Below are 18,194 nucleotides of genomic sequence, written 5' to 3'. Positions count from 1 at the left end.
TTACGGACTATCGTGGCATATCCCTCTCCTAAGAAAACAGAATGGTTTCTTTCATCCATAGTGGGCGATCGCTCATGAACAGCTTCTGTCATTTGGCTCAATTGATGACACGCCCTATATCTCTATTCCGTCCGTTGCAAGGGGGTTGTTGGGCTGCTTGGCAATTACCTTGAAATAAGACTATAAGGCTAGAAATAGTGATGCTACTTATTGTCTGTCGACTTATTGTCATCTTCCCTATATCAAAGTTATATGGGGTCGTTAATTACTATCTTTTCCAAAAATCTTCGATGCATCCGGCTTGAACGTGGCTTGTCCCAGGAAGAACTGGCTCATCGAGCAGGTCTACATCGGACTTATGTTGGTGCAGTTGAAAGAGGCGAGCGCAACATCAGTATTGGCAATATTGAAAAACTAGCCTTGGCTCTTGGTGTCGACCCTGCTACTTTACTTCAGGCGAACGACAGTAATGAGTAACGCGGAAACTCCTCCAAATGTTGTTGAACAACGTTTTCTGAATATTCTTAAATCCCATATTCAAGGATGGGAGGCAAAGATCCAGAACGACTTCAGCGCCCAAAATTATCAACGAGAACTCCAAAATCTCAAAACTGACCCTGTTTACTCGAAGTTTGCTCTCGATTGTCCTGAATATGTTCTGGTTCGTTTAATTGGGCGTATGAGCATTAGTGTTGGAAGGCGTTTAGGGGAAATTTACGATAAACTTCCTCGTTTTGTTGCATCAGCTCGGTTCAACATAACTCCAGAACAGGTCGCAGAAAAGTTTGACGGCTTAGAATTAGATATCGGACTGAGGTTTTCCTCGGTATCTAGCAATGATGAGAACCATGTTCGTACAACACTACAAAAATTTGGTTTTTCTGACTCGGGAACTGATGGTGCAGGCATTGAAATAAGATATAACTTCAATCCAAATGACAGTGCTCGATTGAGAAAAGACATTTCTATGGTTGGGCATCTCAAGGCAGCTAATTTATTTCCCATATACTTAATCTACAGCGCAATTAGCCCAAGAGATGATGCAATTAATCGTCTTACTCGCGCCGGATGGTATTTTCTCCAAGGGGAACAAGCTTCACAGTTTACTTCAGAACTTTTTGGCATTGATTTCCTAAAGTTCATGGATGAACCAGAGGTGAAAGAGGAAATTCATAATGAGGTTCAAAGAGTTATGAAAAGTATATTCACATCGGAGGCTTTTCAAAACGTTGAAATATAAGGGGTTAGCTTTTCGATGCATATACAATTGACTCGAAAAGCTCCTTGCCGCTATTACGTTTCCTGAATCGATGAACTGAGTTGATTGTATAACCCAATTTTAAGCGATCTAGTATCTCAGCAAGAATTACATCAGTTTCAATGTACACTCCCTTAAGCCATGAGTTTCCAACAACATAAGCAATACGCAGATTTGGAGAACTTATGCGCTCTAGCTCTATTAAATGTGCTGTTAAGCGGTTGAAATAGTGAACGGCATAATTTGCCATTAGATTGTCTTGCTCACGTATAGCAGATATGGTCGAACCGACAGCTTCTTCTACTGCTTTATTGAGTGGAGGAAATACGCCTTTCGATAACTCAGAAGTTGCAGTACCCCAAGTTCCTCCTATAGTTTCTTTGTCTATTGAGGATGCTTCCTTAGCAGCCGAGATGAAATCTAACATATAGAGATGTGGTCTGGTATTCCAAACGTAGCTATAGCGGTTTGGGTAGGGAGGTGAAGTTATGACGCAATCAACTTTTTTGTGTAGATTTACGTTAGATAAATTAGTTGAGTTTTGAAGAAAAACTTTTGAACTCCCAAGCCTAGGTAATTTTTGAACGCTGCACAAGTCTTTGATCATTTGCTGAGTATGTTTAGTAAAAATCTCTGCCACATCAATCTCATCATTATCACGATTTATGAAATGAAGCTGTAACCGTCCAAGAGTCACATTTGTTAAGTCAGGAACCAGCACCCCAGCAAGTGCTAGCCGAAAAAAATCACACTCATTTTGGTTTTTAATTTTGTAGATACACTGCTTTAGAGCAAGTAAATCCTTTAATATATCTGGTCGCCACCACCGTGTTGGATTATGGATGGGAGGAATTTTATAGCCAAACTCTTCTAAAGTCTCAAAAGAAGCTTTCTCACGTGAATCGTAGAAATCGTTAAGAATTCTTGACAGATGCAATTGTAATGATTCTGTATCAAGGCTCCAGTTTAGAGAAGTACGATTTACGAAGTACAAAAATGGATTAATTTCAAATCCTAAAGAATCAAAACCTTCTAGGGCTGATTCAATAGCTGTTGTTCCTGCCCCAGAAAAAGGATCAAGAATATAATCTCCTATCTCCGCATTCAGCTCATGAAGCATCTCGCGAACAAGATCAGGAGCAAAACTAGGAGTTAATCTGAACCATCTGTGAATGTGAACAGATAGTCCCGCTAGGAATGTGGACTCAGAAACGTGAATAGGACTGTATTTTACTCGCTCACTAATACTGTCAGACTCATTATTGCTATCTAAATCCAAGGAAAGTTGATTGGCTGTCGACATTGCACTCATCCGTGATGACTATAAGTAGCTTAGATTACCACCTTAAGTCTTAAGGTGAACAGCCATGATTTTCAAAAGTTCTTCATGCCGTCCTTTGAGAGGAGGTTTCTTTGCTTTTCAACGGCATCATGGATCTGCTTGCCGATAACCTAAAGCTGCCCAACTATTTACTATACCGAATGCTTCCATATAATCCCCTTCTATAAGTTCTATAAGGTGTTTATACCGAACTGTTCTGTTTAATCCCCAAAGCCGGCATTGTAGCGGAATCTTTCCTTATAAACAACCTTCTTAAATGGGTTATTCACTTCCACCAGTAAAATTCGCATCACTTCAGGGAAATCAACCATGAAGCTCTGATTTTACAAAAACATCTGCAATTTCACCTGGATTTCATCTGACCTATGGAGAACTTTTGTTTAATTCAGTATCCATTGTGAGGAGTGATTATGAAACCTTTTATGCTAGCGAGTTCCATTCTGGCAGCCAGTTTAATTATTAGTGCGCCCACAGCTGTATTTGCTCACACTGGACATGGTGATGAATTTCAGGCAACGGACGGCATTAATCGCGTGAAAGTCAATGCTCAAACAGATCAACTTTTAGGTATTGTTGTCACGCCGATCGCCTCCTCTGCTAAATCTGGATCTGCTGTGATGATTCCGGTGACGGCATTAGTTGATGCTGATGGCAAGCAGCTAGTTTTTGTGCAGTATGAGAATTTTTATGAGCCAGTGGAAATTACAACTGGCGCGACCAAAGGCGAACTGATCCAAGTGACCAAAGGATTGTCAATTGGGGAAAAGCTCGTTACTCAAGGTAGTTTGTCGCTCTATGCTGAATCGCGTAAAACTCAAACCGCCGATACAGTACCCAGTCCAGCAGCGATCGCCACTCCCAACAGCCAAACCGCCGATACAGCACCCAGTCCAGCCGCGAGTGCCACTCCTAAAACTGATGCAGCCCATGCTCAGGCAGATGCTAAAGGAATACCTCATAGCCATGATGCTAGCGGTAATCTCGTCTCACAGGCTGGTGAAACAACTCAGCAATCATCGGGCGGATTCCCGATGGGTATCTTAGCAGGAGTTGGTGGTGGAGTCGTACTTGTGGGCGGAGCGATCGCTGTTATCGCTGGCAATCGCAAGAACAAGGGAGGCGTTTAATTGAGATGTTGAACTCCATTCTCAATCAGATTCTCAAAAACTCAATTACTCAGCGTTGGTTTATAGTTATCTGTGCGATTCTAGTGACGGCGTGGGGAGTGTTCACTGTCACACAGATGCCACTGGACGTGTTTCCTGAATTTGCGCCCCCCCAAGTGGATATTCATACCGAAGCAACTGGACTAGCTCCAGAGGAAGTGGAATCACAAATTACCGTGCCAATTGAAAGCGCGGTGAATGGTTTGCCAGGGGTGACTACGGTGCGTTCTTCCTCCAAAGTCGGGCTATCGATGGTGCAGGTGGTGTTTGACCAGGATGCCGACATTTATAAAGCGCGGCAATCAGTGACAGAACGACTCCAGCAGGTGACAAATCAGTTACCTGAAGGGGTGCATCCGCCAGAAATTTCACCGTTAGCATCGCCGTTGGGTACGATTTTACAGTATGCCTTTACGGTGAATGGGCAGGGGAAAACCTCGCTAATGGATTTGCGCCGTCTGGTGGATAGCACCCTGAGCAACCAAATGTTGTCTGTGCCGGGAGTCACCCAAGTCACCGTTTACGGTGGGGATGAACGACAGGAACAGGTGCTAGTTGATCCAGAAAAATTGCGATCGCTCAATGTTTCGCTGACCGAAATTACCAATGCTACCAAAGGCGCAAATTCTAACGCTCCTGGTGGATTCTTGATTGGCGGCGGTCAAGAACTTTTGGTGCGCGGTATTGGGCAGGTAAAATCAATTGCAGACTTGCAGCAATCCGTGGTGAAGGTACAAGATGGCAAACCGATTTTGCTCAAAGATGTGGCGCAAGTACAAACGGGTGCAGCACTGAAGCGGGGAGATGCTAGTTTTAATGGGCAACCGGCTGTGGTAATGATGATTAACAAACAGCCTGATGTTGATACTCCCACCGTGACAAAAGCAGTAGAAGCGGTGCTGCAATCTTTGCAGGCGACATTTCCCCCTGATGTGCAAGTGAAACGAACATTCCGGCAGTCTAACTTTATTGATACTGCCATTGCCAATGTCAGCAGTTCCCTGATTCAAGGCATCATCATCGTGTCGGTGATTATGCTGTTATTTTTGATGAATTGGCGTACCGCCGTAATTACTCTGAGTGCCATTCCTCTGTCACTGTTGATTGGCTTAATGTTCATGAAAGCTTTTGGCTTGGGCATTAACACTATGACCTTGGGCGGTTTAGTCGTAGCCATTGGTTCAGTTGTGGATGACTCAATCGTGGACATGGAGAACTGCTATCGCGGACTGCGAACCAATCAGGCGCAGGGCAACCCGAAGCATCCCTTTCAGGTGGTGTATGACACCTCTGTACAGGTGCGGTTAGCCGTGATTTTTTCCACAGTGATCATTGTGGTCGTGTTTGCACCAATTTTTAGTTTGACAGGTGTTGAGGGCAATATTTTTGCACCGATGGGTTTTGCGTATTTGCTCTCAATCTGTGCGTCTACTTTGGTGGCCATGACCCTTTCGCCTGCCCTGTGTGCAATTCTGCTAGCCAACCAAACCCTACCGCAAGAAGGTACATTCATTTCCCGTTGGGCAGAACGGTTATATCGTCCATTGTTAAATCTATCGTTGCGATCGCCCCAAATTATTCTGGGTGTAGCACTTGCAACCTTGGTTGCTGCTTTTGCGATCATTCCCTCCCTCGGACGAGTGTTTCTGCCCGAATTTCAGGAGAAATCATTGGTCAATTCAATGGTTTTATTTCCGGGTGTTTCCCTCGATATGACCAATCGGGCTGGGATAGCACTGTCTAGTGCGCTTAAAGATAATCCTTTGTATGAGTGGGTGCAAGTACGGGCAGGACGCACTCCAGGGGATGCAGATGGGGCGGGAGTGAGTATGGCTCATGTGGATGTAGAACTGAGCGATCGCGCCCTCCAAGACCGCGAAGGCAGTATTAAACAATTGCGGCAAGAGTTTAATAAACTGCCTGGTGTAGCATCTAACATTGGTGGATTTATTTCTCACCGCATGGATGAAGTGCTGTCGGGGGTGAGAAGTGCGATCGCTGTGAAAATCTTTGGCCCGGATTTAACAGAACTGCGAAAGATTGGCGAACAAGTGCGAGATGTGATTCAGCCCATCGCTGGCGTTGTAGATTTGCAGCTTGAACCCCAACTACCCATTCGTCAGGTACAAATCCATTATGATCGCGCGGCTGCCGCAACCTATGGATTGAGTATGGAGCAGTTGTCAAACGTGGTGGAAACTGCTTTAAATGGTCGTGTAGTGTCGCAAGTGGCAGAAAATCAGCAGCTTATTGATATTTCTATCTCCTTGACAGAGAAAGCCCGCAATAGTTTAAATGCCATTCGCGCTATTCCCATTACTACCCCAACTGGTCAAACTATCCAGCTGGGTGCTGTAGCCAAAGTAGACTACGGTATGGGAGCGAATGTTGTGAATCGGGAAGATGTGTCACGGCTGATTGTCGTTTCGGCAAACGTTGCCGATCGCGATTTGGGAAGTGTTGTCAGCGATATTCAATCCCAAATTAAACAGAAAATCAAACTCCCTAATGGCTACTTCATCCAGTACGGCGGACAGTTTGAATCGGAGCAACGTGCTACTAATAATCTCCTGGTATTTAGTATCTTGGCAGCGATTGTGATTGCTGTGTTGATGTTCTTCTCCGTTAAATCACTTTCCGCGACAATCGCCATCATGCTCAATCTGCCTTTGGCTTTAGTGGGTGGTATTATCTCCATTGCTTTGAGTGGCGGCGTGATTTCGATCGCTTCTTTAATTGGATTCATTACCCTATTTGGCGTTGCCGTCCGCAATGGCTTGTTGTTGGTAGACAACTACAACAATAAGTTTGCTCAGGGAATGCCCCTCAAAGATGTAATTATCAACGGTTCTCTAGAACGAGTTAATGCCATTCTGATGACTGCACTCACTTCTGCGCTAGGGATGCTGCCTTTGGCGATCGCCAGTGGAGCCGGCAACGAAATTCTACAACCCTTGGCAATTGTAGTTTTGGGCGGTTTATTTACATCTACAGCTTTGACTTTATTAGTTATTCCGGCTCTCTACGCCAAATTTGGCAAACAGTTGATGCCTCAACAGAAACCTGTTTTGATTAACCAAACATGGTCAAACTAATAACGATGATCTTGTGATTGGTACTATAAAAACATCTTTACATTCTCAAGTTGACAAACTAAAAACGGTTTTATTCCTCTGAAGACCAACCGAATCAAGAAGGTAAGGGACAATGAATCGATGGTGGAATGGAAACACATCAACTGGCGTAAGTTAGAAAGACGTGTTTTTAAGTTGCAAAAACGAATTTACAAAGCATCTCGTCGTGGTGATGTCAAAGCATTTCGCAGACTCCAAAAGACGCTGATGAATTCCTGGGCAGCAAAGTGTTTATCGGTTCGTCGGGTAACACAAGATAACCAAGGTAAAAAGACGGCAGGAGTGGACGGTGTTAAGTCACTATCCCCAGAAGCACGTTTAGAACTGGTTGCCAAATTAAAACCCAACTCAAAGGTAAAACCGACAAGACGGGTTTGGATTCCCAAGCCAGGAACGGATGAGAAACGACCTCTGGGAATTCTCGTAATGAACGACCGAGCCTTGCAAGCGCTGTTCAAACTGGCATTGGAGCCTGAATGGGAAGCGCGATTTGAACCTAACTCATACGGGTTCAGACCTGGGCGCTCATGTCACGATGCAATTGAAGCCATATTTAATACGATTAATCAGAAAAGTAAATATGTGCTTGATGCCGACATCGCAAAATGCTTCGACCGCATCGACCATGAAGCACTGCTAAGAAAATTAAATACATCTCCCACCATACGCCGACAAATTAGAGCATGGTTAAAAGCGGGGGTGATGGACGGTAAGCAGTTGTTTCCAACATCTGAGGGTACGCCACAGGGCGGGGTCATTTCTCCATTACTGGCAAATATTGCCCTTCACGGGATGGAAGAACGAATTAAGAAATTTGCCAAAACCTTAGATATGAAAAAATCAACAGGTAAAGGGCAAGTAAGCTGGCAAGTAAAATGCAAAAGCCTAACCTTAGTCCGATACGCCGATGACTTTGTGATTCTCCATAAAGACATAACCGTTGTCCAAAGATGCAGGGAGATAATCTCTGAATGGTTAATAGACATGGGTCTTGAATTGAAACCTGACAAAACACGTCTAACCCACACCCTAAATGAGTATGGGTCAGAAAAACCAGGTTTTAACTTCCTTGGTTTTAACATAAGACAGTGGAAGGTGAGTAAATACGACTCAAAACAAGGTTTCAAGACAATCATCACCCCAAGCAAGGAAAAGCAAAAGATACATTACGCCCGAGTAGCAAGTATCATCGACGACCATAAAGCAGCGCCACAAGTGGCGTTAATCAGCCAACTAAATCCGGTAATAACAGGATGGTCTAACTACTTTTGCCAAATTAATAAAAACGGGAATGTAAAATCAGCATTTTACTAACTTTAGACATCAGACTATATTGAAATAAAGTTTTCGAGAAAAATTGTATGATTTCTAGATTGATTTATTATTTATAATTGAGCAATTTAGATTTCATCAACGGATGACGAGTAATTATTTTGAGTACTAAAGTGGGCGTTGCAGAATAGAAATATGAATTAGAGCGATCGCTTAGAAGCCCTTGCCCAAAAGATTCGACCAAAGCCTCTTGCTCAGGTGTTAGCGTGTAAATCATTTTTACTAATTAAGAATTTTTACCTATTTGAACGATTTCTAAATGGGGAAGTCCTTTAAGCAATTATGTTTGCACAGCAAATTCTTCTGGATTTACGCCCCAATTTACCCAGCGAATTGCCTCACGCGCTGATTTCATATTTGGTGGGACTCGCAAGGCGTGAATAAACCCTGTACTGGAGCAAGTCATTTTTAATAAGTAAATTGGTTCTTCATCTACATCATTATCTATTTTTAATAGCGTGTATTCTTTCCAAAAATCTAATTCAATAGCTTGTAATTCTTGGCAAATTCTGGCATAACCAATACCTTGAATTAGTACTCGGCGTAGTTCGGCATTTTCTTCTGTTAAAAGCCATTGAGATTGCCATTGCTGCGGGTGGATTTTACCGTATTGTTCAGGCAAGGTTACACCGTGGTAGGAGTAGAGGCTATATCCATCAGTAAATTCAATAGCGGGTTCGCCTTCAGCGTGGAGGCGATTTTGATTGTCGAAGCGCAGGTGAAGGGGGCGATCGCATACTATACAAAATTTTTCAAATGGAGAAATCCAACCACAAAACCTTGATAAAGACTGTAAAGTTTCCCATCTTTTTTTGCTGTAAGAATAATTTAATACAGAAATGTAAAAATCCACACGACAACAACGATTCGCCAACTTTTGTAAATTTAACCAGAGACGATCTCCTAAATATATATTGAATTTAGGCTGATTTGGGAATTTATCTTCTAATACATATTCTCGTGGACTAAAGCTTGGTTCAATAACAGTTAACTTTTCAAAAATCTGAGTATTTATTTGATATGAAAATTCTCTATCTTTATTAGTTAAACTTGCCGTAATATAACCGCAAAGCTTATCATTTAAACTTAGAAACTCTAGATTATTAAAACTTAAATTAGGTAGGTGTTGATAAATAATTTTTAAACCAGCATAAGGACTTTCACAAAAAATAATTTCCGGATCTTGTTTATTGATAGCTGTATATGCAGCTTTGACAACTTCCGCAGCTTTTTCACGATCAATCCGCTCGGTCGAAAGCGCAATTTTCTGCCACTTTTCCCGATACACTGGAATCAAAGCCTCTTCTTCAGGCGTTAAATTTTCAATCAGCGACATAACGCCAACCTTCAGGCTCATATTCCCGTTGAATTTTCACCATCCAGTCACCTTGGGGAATAGAAATAGCTTTATGCTCTTCATGAGCTAGTAATGCCGACTCTGAAAACACACGTAAATAAAGTGTGCTATCTTTCTCGTATAATTCGGCGTTTCCCTCAGTAATGCGATGCTTGTGCCCCGTGACTTCGCCTTCTGCCAAAGTTAAGTGAGGTATTTTTTGTCCTTCAATTTGCTGTACAGGCAGTAAAATTACATCACCTTGTCGAATCGGTTGCATGGTTTTGCTTTCCTGACATGGGTACAAACCCTACTTCGCTTTTACTCTCTAGTTTGGTTTAATTTTGGCACAAGCTCTTAAGGATTGGGGCATTATGCATAGGTCAATTCAATATTTATTCTTCCCCTGCTTCCCCTGCTCCCCCTGCTTCTATTCCCCATTCCCAATTCCCAAATTTTAAAACTGTAGTCGCCAATTATGCGTTAGATAAGTTAAAGATTGAAATAGCTGGAAATTCACACCCAGCGTAGCCTCTTCTATCCTTTGGGACAGACTGGGCCATAAGTTCAGGGGATTTTCTCCCAAGCAGACAGTTTATGTGAGGATTAAATCACCGCCCTAAGCGCGACCTTTTATCTTGACAATTTGCAAAAATTACCTCAATTTGACTGTTTAGCTTAGTAGCTCTTCTTTTTATTAAAATTTCCATGTCAACCCTCGTCATCGTCGAATCTCCAACCAAAGCTCGTACCATTCGCAACTACCTGCCAGCAGGCTATCGGGTGGAAGCGTCTATGGGTCATGTGCGTGACTTACCCCAGTCGGCTAGTGAAATTCCTGCTGCCGTCAAGGGGGAAACATGGGCGCAGCTAGGGGTAAATGTGGACGCCGACTTTGAACCGGTATATGTTGTCCCAAAAGACAAAAAGAAAATTGTCACCCAGCTTAAAGAAGCCCTTAAAGATGTAGATGAACTAATTCTGGCAACGGACGAAGACCGGGAAGGTGAAAGCATTAGTTGGCATTTATTCCAATTGCTGAAGCCAAAAGTTCCGACTAAGCGGATGGTATTTCACGAAATTACCCAAGAGGCAATCAAAAAAGCTCTAAAAGACTGCCGCCAAATTGATGAGCAGTTGGTTCGCGCCCAAGAAACGCGGCGGATTTTAGATCGACTTGTGGGCTATACCCTGTCTCCCCTGCTGTGGAAAAAGATCGCCTGGGGATTATCTGCTGGGCGGGTGCAATCTGTGGCTGTGCGGCTTTTAGTTACTAGGGAACGCCAACGCCGGGCTTTCCATGAGGGTACGTACTGGGATTTGAAAGCCAGTTTGTCAAAGGAAAAAACTCCTTTTGCAGCCCAGTTGGTAACATTAGCAGGAACCAAAATTGCTAACGGCAGTGATTTTGACGCAACGACTGGACAAATTATCGCAGGTCGCAATGTCTTGTTACTCAACGAAGACCAAGCGGTAGCCCTCAAGGAACGCCTAACTGGGAAAACCTGGAGTGTTACCGAGATGGAAGAACGCCCAGTGACGCGCAAGCCGTCGCCACCGTTTACCACCTCGACGCTGCAACAAGAATCTAACCGGAAATTGCGCCTCTCAGCCCGTGACACAATGCGGGTTGCCCAGAATTTGTACGAACAAGGGTATATTACCTATATGCGGACAGATTCGGTGCATTTGTCAGATCAAGCGATCGCAGCTGCTCGAAGTTCTGTAGAAAAACTTTACGGTCAACAATATCTCAGTCCTCAACCCCGGCAATACACTACCAAATCTAAAGGCGCACAAGAGGCACACGAAGCAATTCGTCCAGCAGGTAGCACCTTCCGCACCCCTCAAGAAACTGGTTTGGGCGGTCGAGAACTTGCCGTTTACGATTTGATTTGGAAGCGGACTGTTGCCTGTCAAATGGCCGATTCCCGCCAAACTCAAATTAGCGTGCAATTACAAGTCGAGGATGCGGGATTCCGTTCTTCTGGCAAACGGATTGAATTTCCTGGATACTTACGCGCCTACGTCGAAGGCTCAGATGACCCAGAAGCAGCACTGGAAGACCAAGAAGTAATTTTGCCGAATCTGAAAGTAGGAGATCATCCAAGTTGTACAGACTTAGAAGCAGTTGGACACGAAACTCAGCCGCCAGCTAGATACACCGAAGCTTCTTTGGTGAAAACCTTAGAAAGTGAAGGTATCGGTCGTCCCAGTACTTACGCCAGTATCATTGGCACAATCATCGACAAAGGTTATGCCCATTTGGTGAGTAACGCTCTTATTCCCACCTTCACCGCTTTCGCCGTCACCGATTTACTGGAAAAACATTTCCCAGACATCGTTGATCCTAGTTTTACCTCGAAGATGGAGCAAACCCTTGATGACATTTCTACAGGTGAAGCGAAATGGCTACCCTACTTGCAGCAATTCTATCTCGGAGAAAAAGGGCTGGAAACCCTGGTAAGAGAAAGGGAAAGTCAAATTGATGCCACCAAAGCTAGGACTGTAGAACTAGAGAATCTAGATGCCAAAGTCCGCATTGGGAAATATGGCCCCTACATTGAAGTCGAAAATGGTGAGGGAGTTATCACCGCCTCAATCCCCAAAGACCTGACACCAGCCGACCTCGACCCCAAACAGGTAGAAGTATTGCTGCGACAAAAAATCACAGGCCCTGACCAGGTAGGTAGGCATCCCGAAACTGGCGAACCGATTTATGTGAAAATTGGTGCTTATGGGCCTTATGTCCAATTGGGTGATAAAACCGACGAAAACCCCAAACCCAAACAAGCTTCTCTACTCAAGGGTGTCACCCCAGAAACCGTTACTCTGGAAATGGCTGTTGGTCTGTTGGCACTACCCCGGACATTGGGAGTTCATCCAGTCACCGGAGCCAAAATCCAAGCAAGTTTAGGGCGCTTTGGCCCTTATGTGGTTCATGACCAGGGTAAGGAAGGGAAAGACTACCGTTCATTGAAAGCTGCTGACAATGTATTGACAATTACCCTAGAGCGTGCATTGGAATTATTGTCCGAACCGAAAAAGGGACGCAGTTCCACCAACAGCAAGTCCAAGGCAGCCTTACGGGAATTGGGTACACATCCAGATGATGAAGAAACAATTAATATTTACGATGGGCCTTATGGGCCTTACATCAAGCATGGCAAAACTAATGTAAGTATTCCAGAAGGTCAAACGGTAGAGGATATAACCCTGGCTGAAGCGCTGAACCTGTTGGCAGCTAAGGCATCGACCGCGAAATCGACTCGCAAAACAACTAAATCAGCGAGTTCCAAATCTAAGTCAACTGCTAAATCAACGACGGCTGCGAAGAAAAAGAAGGCAGAAGGTTAATTGCAAGTCAAGAGTCTAAAGTCCGATGCTTAACTCTTGACCCATGATATCCATCCTTGATAGGATGCAGTTCAGTAGGTGCAAGTGTGATACTCTAAAAAGTAAGGGAAAACACAACGCCAAATTTTAGAAGTGGCTTATGTCCCAAACACGGGATTGTGTATCAGCCCGGTTGGAAGCCAGAGGTGCGAAAATATGCCAATTTCTGCGTACCTGTTAATCAAAAATTGAGGTAGTATCTCAGGAGCCGTCAGTTCATGGACTATATAGAAAAGGTGCTGGAAAAGCTTAAGGAATTAGCTCGCAGGCTAATTGAAAGTCTGTTAGGGCCAGAGGCTGAACCGGAACCGGAACTGATTCCGATTCCTGTGAACGATCGCTCGCGTCGTCGCCATTAAACCCAAAGTGCTGAACTCGACATCACAATCCTTAAGCATTCTGGTGCTGCATGGGCCAAACTTAAATTTGCTAGGACAGCGAGAACCAGGAATTTATGGTTCGTTGACGCTAGCTGAAATTAATCGCCTGTTAGAGGAAGAAGGATTAAAGTTACAGGCGAAGGTTTTTCCTTTGCAGTCAAATCATGAAGGAATTTTAGTAGATACTATTCATGAGGCACTAGGACAACATCAGGGGATTTTGATTAATGCAGGGGCGTATACTCACACAAGTGTGGCATTGCGAGATGCGATCGCGGCTGTTAATTTGCCCACAGTCGAAGTACATCTGAGTAATATATACCGCCGGGAAGATTTTCGCCATCATTCATACATCGCCCCAGTTGCGATCGGGCAAATAAGTGGTTTTGGTGTTCAAAGTTACTTGTTGGGTTTACAAGCTTTAGTAAATCATTTAAGAAAAGATTAAAAATAACTCAATTTTAGATTTGATATTTTGGATTTTGGGTTAAATTATTCAATCCAAAATCTAAGTTACGCTGGAAGCGCACCAAAGGTGCGACCCAAAATCCAAAATTGTATGCGTTACTCTCCTGTAAGTCGGTTTAGAGGTACTTTCCTCGGAGCATTTCTGGGCGGAAGTTTAGCCCCTGCTGGTATTCAGTCTCAGAATTACCCAGATTTGGGCAGAATGGCGATTCTGGGAACTGAGAGTTTAATTTCGTTGGGTAGATTAGATTTAGATGATTGGATAGCGCGTCAGCAACAAGAATCGCTTCATTTAGCAGCAGCTGATGATATATCAATAAAAATAATTATTGCCACATTACCAGTAGCACTTTTTTTTCACGAAAATCCGATTAAGCTGCGGCAAAACTTGCTGCGCGTACTCAAAATCTGGGAAGATGACCCAGTAGTAAGGGATGGAACATTAGCGGTAGCTTATGCGATCGCTCTTGCCCTAACTGAAAAACTTAACCCTCTTACCCTCATTCCCCAAACAATTGCTTTTCTCGGTGAAACGCCGACATCAATACCGAAAAAATTATTAAAAGTCCAGAATTTATTAGAGCAAGGGACGGGATTATCAAAGGCGCAAGCTGAGTTTGCTAGAGAAGAAAAACTCAGTAACACTATTGCTATGGCATTTTACTGCTTTTTGAGTACCTTAGAAGACTTTCGCCTTGCAGTTTTGCGGGCTACTCACGATGGTAATTCTACATTTGTAAGACAGGCTACAGGTGCAATTACTGGTGCTTTATCGGGAGCATATAACGGTATAGGCTCAATTCCTGTAAATTGGCAAGTCTCACTCTTGCAAAGCAATTCTCCAGTATGGGGACTAACTAGCTTTTCCCAAATGTTAGAATTGACCGATGCATTTGTGGCAGTATGGTCAGGAGTGTATGATATCGCCCTAAATCCCAAGGAGTTAACAGACAAGGGATGTGACATGGCTTTACTTTCAGTTTACGCAGCTCCTCGTGTGATTCGGTCGCGTTAACAATAATTACGAATTACGAATTAGCTTGCGCCGGCCTAGTTGCAATAGTAGCAGATCAAACTTCTCTGATGATTGTCTTTTTTTGAGCTATCAAAGTAGGCAATTACAGGCAGAAATAATGAAAATGCAGGAATTTTTGCAGTTCTTAACCCAGCAATTGACTCACTGGCGGCGACAGTACAAAGGACTACGCCGTAAGGGAAAGTTAATGAGAAATCCTAAAAGCAAAAGCCATAGAGAAGAACTTCTAAGGACTGCCCTGAAGAACGTAATCTTATTTTTATCAAAAACCAATGAGAAAAAGGAAGGCGTAGCCCGCCGTAGGCATCGCCGAAAAGAAGAAAGAGCGCTCCAGTCAAAGGCAACTGTCAAAAGTAAGAGTAGTATTTATACAATCTGTTTAGATTGGGTGCATGAACAGCGTTCCTGGGTAATTTTAGCGATCGCTATCCTATCGCTTACAGGTGTTATTGGACAAAAATTCTACAACCAAACTCAACTTCAAGTAGGATATCCCGCACCCCAAACGATTACAGCACCTTATACAACGAGAATCGAAGATCAGAAAAAAACAGAAGCCGAGCGCAAAACCGTCAGCAGAAGCTCCTTACAAGTGTTGATGCTCGATGCGCGAATGAACGAACAAATCAACGAAAATTTGCAACAACTTCTGGATGATGGCAACGAAATTCGCGCTGTTGCTGGAGCTTTTCCTTTTTTTGATTCCTTAGTTTTGTCTATCTCTACCCAACGTTATCTCCGCTCTTGCCCTGAATCAGAATGGCAAGCGGTACTAGTAGCTCTAGAAAATAGTAAAAATCAGCAGAAAAAAATAGGACAAACCGCCGCCTCGTCACCTCCATCATCAACTGAACGCCAACCGCGCACAACGCCACAGAAGACAAGGGCAGCTGATTTTTCTCAAGCAGTTGCAGAACTAGAATCTTACCGCGTCACAACTTCTGAGAAAAACTTGTCTTTACTGATTGCCCAAATTTCCCAAGCACGTAAAAGATATACTCAAGCCACCGCCAAACTTTTACAGTTAGAGACTACTACCCCAGAAAGAGTATACGAAGAATCCCTGCTTTTGGATTTGTCAGATGGGGAGTGGGAAAAAACACAAATGGGAATCCATCAGAGTGCAGAGCGGATTCTCACCCAAGGCATCCCACAGGGACTGCCAAAAAATATCTTACAGGATGCGGTGAGTTTACAATTGCAGACCTTTGTACCAGAATCCGCCGAACCTTTGGCAAAGAACCTGTTGTTAGCCGTACTTAAGCCGAATCTGCAAAATGATGAGGAACAAACCAGAGAAAATGCTCAAAAGGCTGCTGCTGGAGTACCACCCGTGATGGTAAAGATAAGGCATGGTGAGGTAATTGTCAAAAGAGGAGTGCAAATTACTGCATGGAACTTTCAGGTGCTGGAGCATTATCACCTGGTTCGCCGAGAGGTAAAATGGCAAGGGTTGGTGAAGTTAGCAGGCGTGATTGCGATCGCCATTGGCGTTTTTGTCTGGGTAGAACGACATATTGATTACGAATTGCGACAACGCGATCGCATTCTGGTGTTATTGCTAACTCTAAGTGTGCCAGGTTTGGTGACAATGGGAGTGCCTTATACTACCTGGAGCGCCCTTGGTTTATTGTTGGGAAGCTTTTACGGCCCCACTTTGGGGTTGACAGTTGTTGGATTGCTGTCGCCGATATTAGCTATTAGTTTAGATATGAGCAAGGCTGCCCTTTTAGCTGGTGCTGGTGGGGCAATATTAGGTAGTTACGTAGCACAACGATTGCGATCGCGTGAAGAATTGGCTTTATTAGGGGTTGCGATCGCTCTAACTCAGGGCGGTATTTACCTTCTTGTTAAAATTTTAATTGGCCAAGTATTTGGTTCAACCTGGTATATTGTCCTCCAAGAAGCCGCGTTATTTGCTTTATCTGGCTTATGCTGGAGCGTTATAGCTTTAGGGTTGAGTCCTTATCTAGAAAAAGTTTTTGATTTAGTCACTCCCATCCGTTTAGCAGAGTTGGCGAACCCTAACCGCCCTTTATTAAAACGACTCGCCACAGAGACTCCCGGAACTTTTCAACACACGCTATTTGTGGCCACCCTTGCCGAAGCTGCCGCCAAAGAACTAGGATGCAATGTTGAATTGGTCAGGGCTGGAACATTGTATCACGATATTGGTAAAATGCACGATCCACTTGGCTTTATTGAAAATCAAATGGGGGGGCCGAATAAACATGATACAGAGATTAAAGATCCTTGGAAGAGTGCAGAAATTATCAAAAAGCACGTAAATGAAGGGTTGGTGATGGCACGTAAACACCTTTTGCCGACAGCAATTCAAGCTTTTATTCCAGAGCATCAGGGAACGATGCTAATTGCCTATTTCCATCACCAAGCCCAGCAAATGGCTCAGGAAGATCCAAGTTTAATAGTAGACGACGCAGATTTTCGCTACGATGGGCCAATTCCCCAATCACGGGAAACCGGAATTGTCATGTTAGCAGATTCTTGCGAAGCGGCGCTGCGATCGCTGCAAGCATCGGCTAAATCTGTGGGAGAGAAGCCATCGCTCAAAGATGTCTCCACTGAACAAGCTTTAGCAATGCTGAATAATATTCTGCGTGCCAAATGGCAAGACAATCAACTTGTAGATTCAGGACTAACGCGAGAAGAAATGTCAAAAATTGCCCAGATATTTGTAGATGTTTGGCAGCAATTTCATCACAAACGCATTGCTTATCCGAAGTTGAAGGCTAACGGTGCTGCGCGGAATTCGTAATGCGAGCGCATATCTGCTGATAAAATTAATAATAGCAGGTTTTTCTTGGAATGCGATGCTTACAACGGGCTGTGCCTATGCAGTTTTTGCTAGATAAATAAAGTCTGGAAACATTTCAAATAATATCAGGTTCGGTTAAATACTTATAACATCTGTAGGTTGGGTTGAGGAACGAAACCCAACGCTTGATCTTTGCTCATGTTGGGTTTCACTGTCGTTCAACCCAACCTACATTCAGAAGTTTTATTATAAGTAGTCACCCGAACTTAATATAAGTCAGAAGAGGGATTAAAAACTAATATCCAAGCTGACAATTTGTAAGGCACGAGGGAGCAAAAGTTTTAGGCAGCATTCATTACCTACTAAAAATTCCTGTGCTGACTCACTTACTGTTTTTATCTCTGAAGCGTCTCTTAACTTTTGCTTTTTATTGATTATCCTTTTCTTCTTTTCTTAACCTATACGTTGTCTAATTTTTCAATACATAAGCCGTATACTTGACTTCTATCAATAGTATGTGATTTACTTGGCTTGGTTATTCATGATAATGACCCATATATAAAACTCAGA

13 protein-coding genes and 1 pseudogene are annotated in these 18,194 nt (G+C 43.5%); 10 read left to right on the top strand and 4 right to left on the bottom strand.

Translation table 11 applies throughout. From position 1 onward, the window contains the following. The first annotated feature begins 252 nt into the window (after positions 1 to 252). On the top strand, positions 253 to 477 hold the full coding sequence (locus tag VB732_RS12805; RefSeq protein ID WP_323231210.1) for a helix-turn-helix transcriptional regulator: 225 nt from the start codon (positions 253 to 255) through the stop codon (positions 475 to 477). Continuing rightward, a complete protein-coding gene (locus VB732_RS12800; RefSeq protein ID WP_323231209.1) occupies positions 470 to 1,240 on the top strand; it encodes a hypothetical protein in 771 nt (256 codons plus the stop codon). Before VB732_RS12805 ends, VB732_RS12800 begins: the two co-directional genes overlap by 8 nt. A gap of 4 nt (positions 1,241 to 1,244) precedes the next feature. On the opposite strand, the gene VB732_RS12795 is transcribed toward VB732_RS12800, so the two are convergent. Further along, on the bottom strand, positions 1,245 to 2,561 hold the full coding sequence (locus tag VB732_RS12795; RefSeq protein ID WP_323231208.1) for a DNA methyltransferase: 1,317 nt from the start codon (positions 2,559 to 2,561) through the stop codon (positions 1,245 to 1,247). A gap of 449 nt (positions 2,562 to 3,010) precedes the next feature. Between VB732_RS12795 and VB732_RS12790 the strand changes: the two genes are divergently transcribed. The 3 genes and pseudogenes from VB732_RS12790 to ltrA all read left to right on the top strand — a co-directional run. Then, positions 3,011 to 3,727 carry a cobalt transporter gene (locus VB732_RS12790; protein ID WP_323231207.1) on the top strand — a complete coding sequence of 239 codons (717 nt, stop codon included), beginning with the start codon at positions 3,011 to 3,013 and terminating at the stop codon, positions 3,725 to 3,727. Between the two features lie 5 nt (positions 3,728 to 3,732). Next, positions 3,733 to 6,861, top strand: a complete 3,129-nt coding sequence (locus VB732_RS12785; RefSeq protein ID WP_323231206.1) for an efflux RND transporter permease subunit — start codon at positions 3,733 to 3,735, stop codon at positions 6,859 to 6,861. A gap of 120 nt (positions 6,862 to 6,981) precedes the next feature. Next, positions 6,982 to 8,178 (top strand): annotated as a pseudogene (ltrA, locus tag VB732_RS12780) (group II intron reverse transcriptase/maturase); the annotation flags it as partial. A 103-nt stretch (positions 8,179 to 8,281) separates the two neighbouring features. Here ltrA and VB732_RS12775 read toward each other — a convergent pair. The 3 genes from VB732_RS12775 to VB732_RS12765 all read right to left on the bottom strand — a co-directional run bounded on the left by VB732_RS12775 (position 8,282) and on the right by VB732_RS12765 (position 9,848). Then, positions 8,282 to 8,449 (bottom strand): hypothetical protein, encoded by a 168-nt coding sequence (locus VB732_RS12775; protein WP_323231204.1) that lies wholly within the window; start codon positions 8,447 to 8,449, stop codon positions 8,282 to 8,284. A 63-nt stretch (positions 8,450 to 8,512) separates the two neighbouring features. Further along, a complete protein-coding gene (locus VB732_RS12770) occupies positions 8,513 to 9,568 on the bottom strand; it encodes a DUF6745 domain-containing protein (RefSeq protein ID WP_323231203.1) in 1,056 nt (351 codons plus the stop codon). Continuing rightward, positions 9,555 to 9,848, bottom strand: coding sequence for a hypothetical protein (locus tag VB732_RS12765; RefSeq protein ID WP_190913620.1), 294 nt, complete (start codon positions 9,846 to 9,848; stop codon positions 9,555 to 9,557). The genes VB732_RS12770 and VB732_RS12765 overlap by 14 nt, the downstream gene beginning before the upstream one ends. Positions 9,849 to 10,276: 428 nt before the next feature. Here VB732_RS12765 and topA point away from each other — a divergent pair, with 428 nt between their 5' ends. The 5 genes from topA to VB732_RS12740 all read left to right on the top strand — a co-directional run bounded on the left by topA (position 10,277) and on the right by VB732_RS12740 (position 17,624). After that, on the top strand, positions 10,277 to 12,925 hold the full coding sequence (gene topA / locus VB732_RS12760) for a type I DNA topoisomerase (RefSeq protein WP_323231202.1): 2,649 nt from the start codon (positions 10,277 to 10,279) through the stop codon (positions 12,923 to 12,925). A gap of 257 nt (positions 12,926 to 13,182) precedes the next feature. Next, positions 13,183 to 13,323 (top strand): hypothetical protein, encoded by a 141-nt coding sequence (locus tag VB732_RS12755; protein WP_012410890.1) that lies wholly within the window; start codon positions 13,183 to 13,185, stop codon positions 13,321 to 13,323. A 7-nt stretch (positions 13,324 to 13,330) separates the two neighbouring features. Continuing rightward, positions 13,331 to 13,792 carry a type II 3-dehydroquinate dehydratase gene (gene aroQ, locus VB732_RS12750; protein ID WP_323231201.1) on the top strand — a complete coding sequence of 154 codons (462 nt, stop codon included), beginning with the start codon at positions 13,331 to 13,333 and terminating at the stop codon, positions 13,790 to 13,792. A 111-nt stretch (positions 13,793 to 13,903) separates the two neighbouring features. Continuing rightward, positions 13,904 to 14,827, top strand: a complete 924-nt coding sequence (locus VB732_RS12745) for an ADP-ribosylglycohydrolase family protein (protein WP_323231200.1) — start codon at positions 13,904 to 13,906, stop codon at positions 14,825 to 14,827. A 118-nt stretch (positions 14,828 to 14,945) separates the two neighbouring features. Further along, the gene (locus VB732_RS12740) at positions 14,946 to 17,624 is read left to right on the top strand and encodes an HD family phosphohydrolase (protein ID WP_323231199.1); all 2,679 of its coding nucleotides are present in this window, start codon (positions 14,946 to 14,948) and stop codon (positions 17,622 to 17,624) included. The last annotated feature ends 570 nt before the right edge of the window (positions 17,625 to 18,194 follow it).

It is taken from the genome of Nostoc sp. UHCC 0252, from assembly GCF_034931145.1.
In the GTDB taxonomy this organism is placed as follows: domain Bacteria; phylum Cyanobacteriota; class Cyanobacteriia; order Cyanobacteriales; family Nostocaceae; genus Nostoc.
Note: the sequence above shows the minus strand (reverse complement) of the source record. Positions and strands in the feature narration are given on the sequence as shown.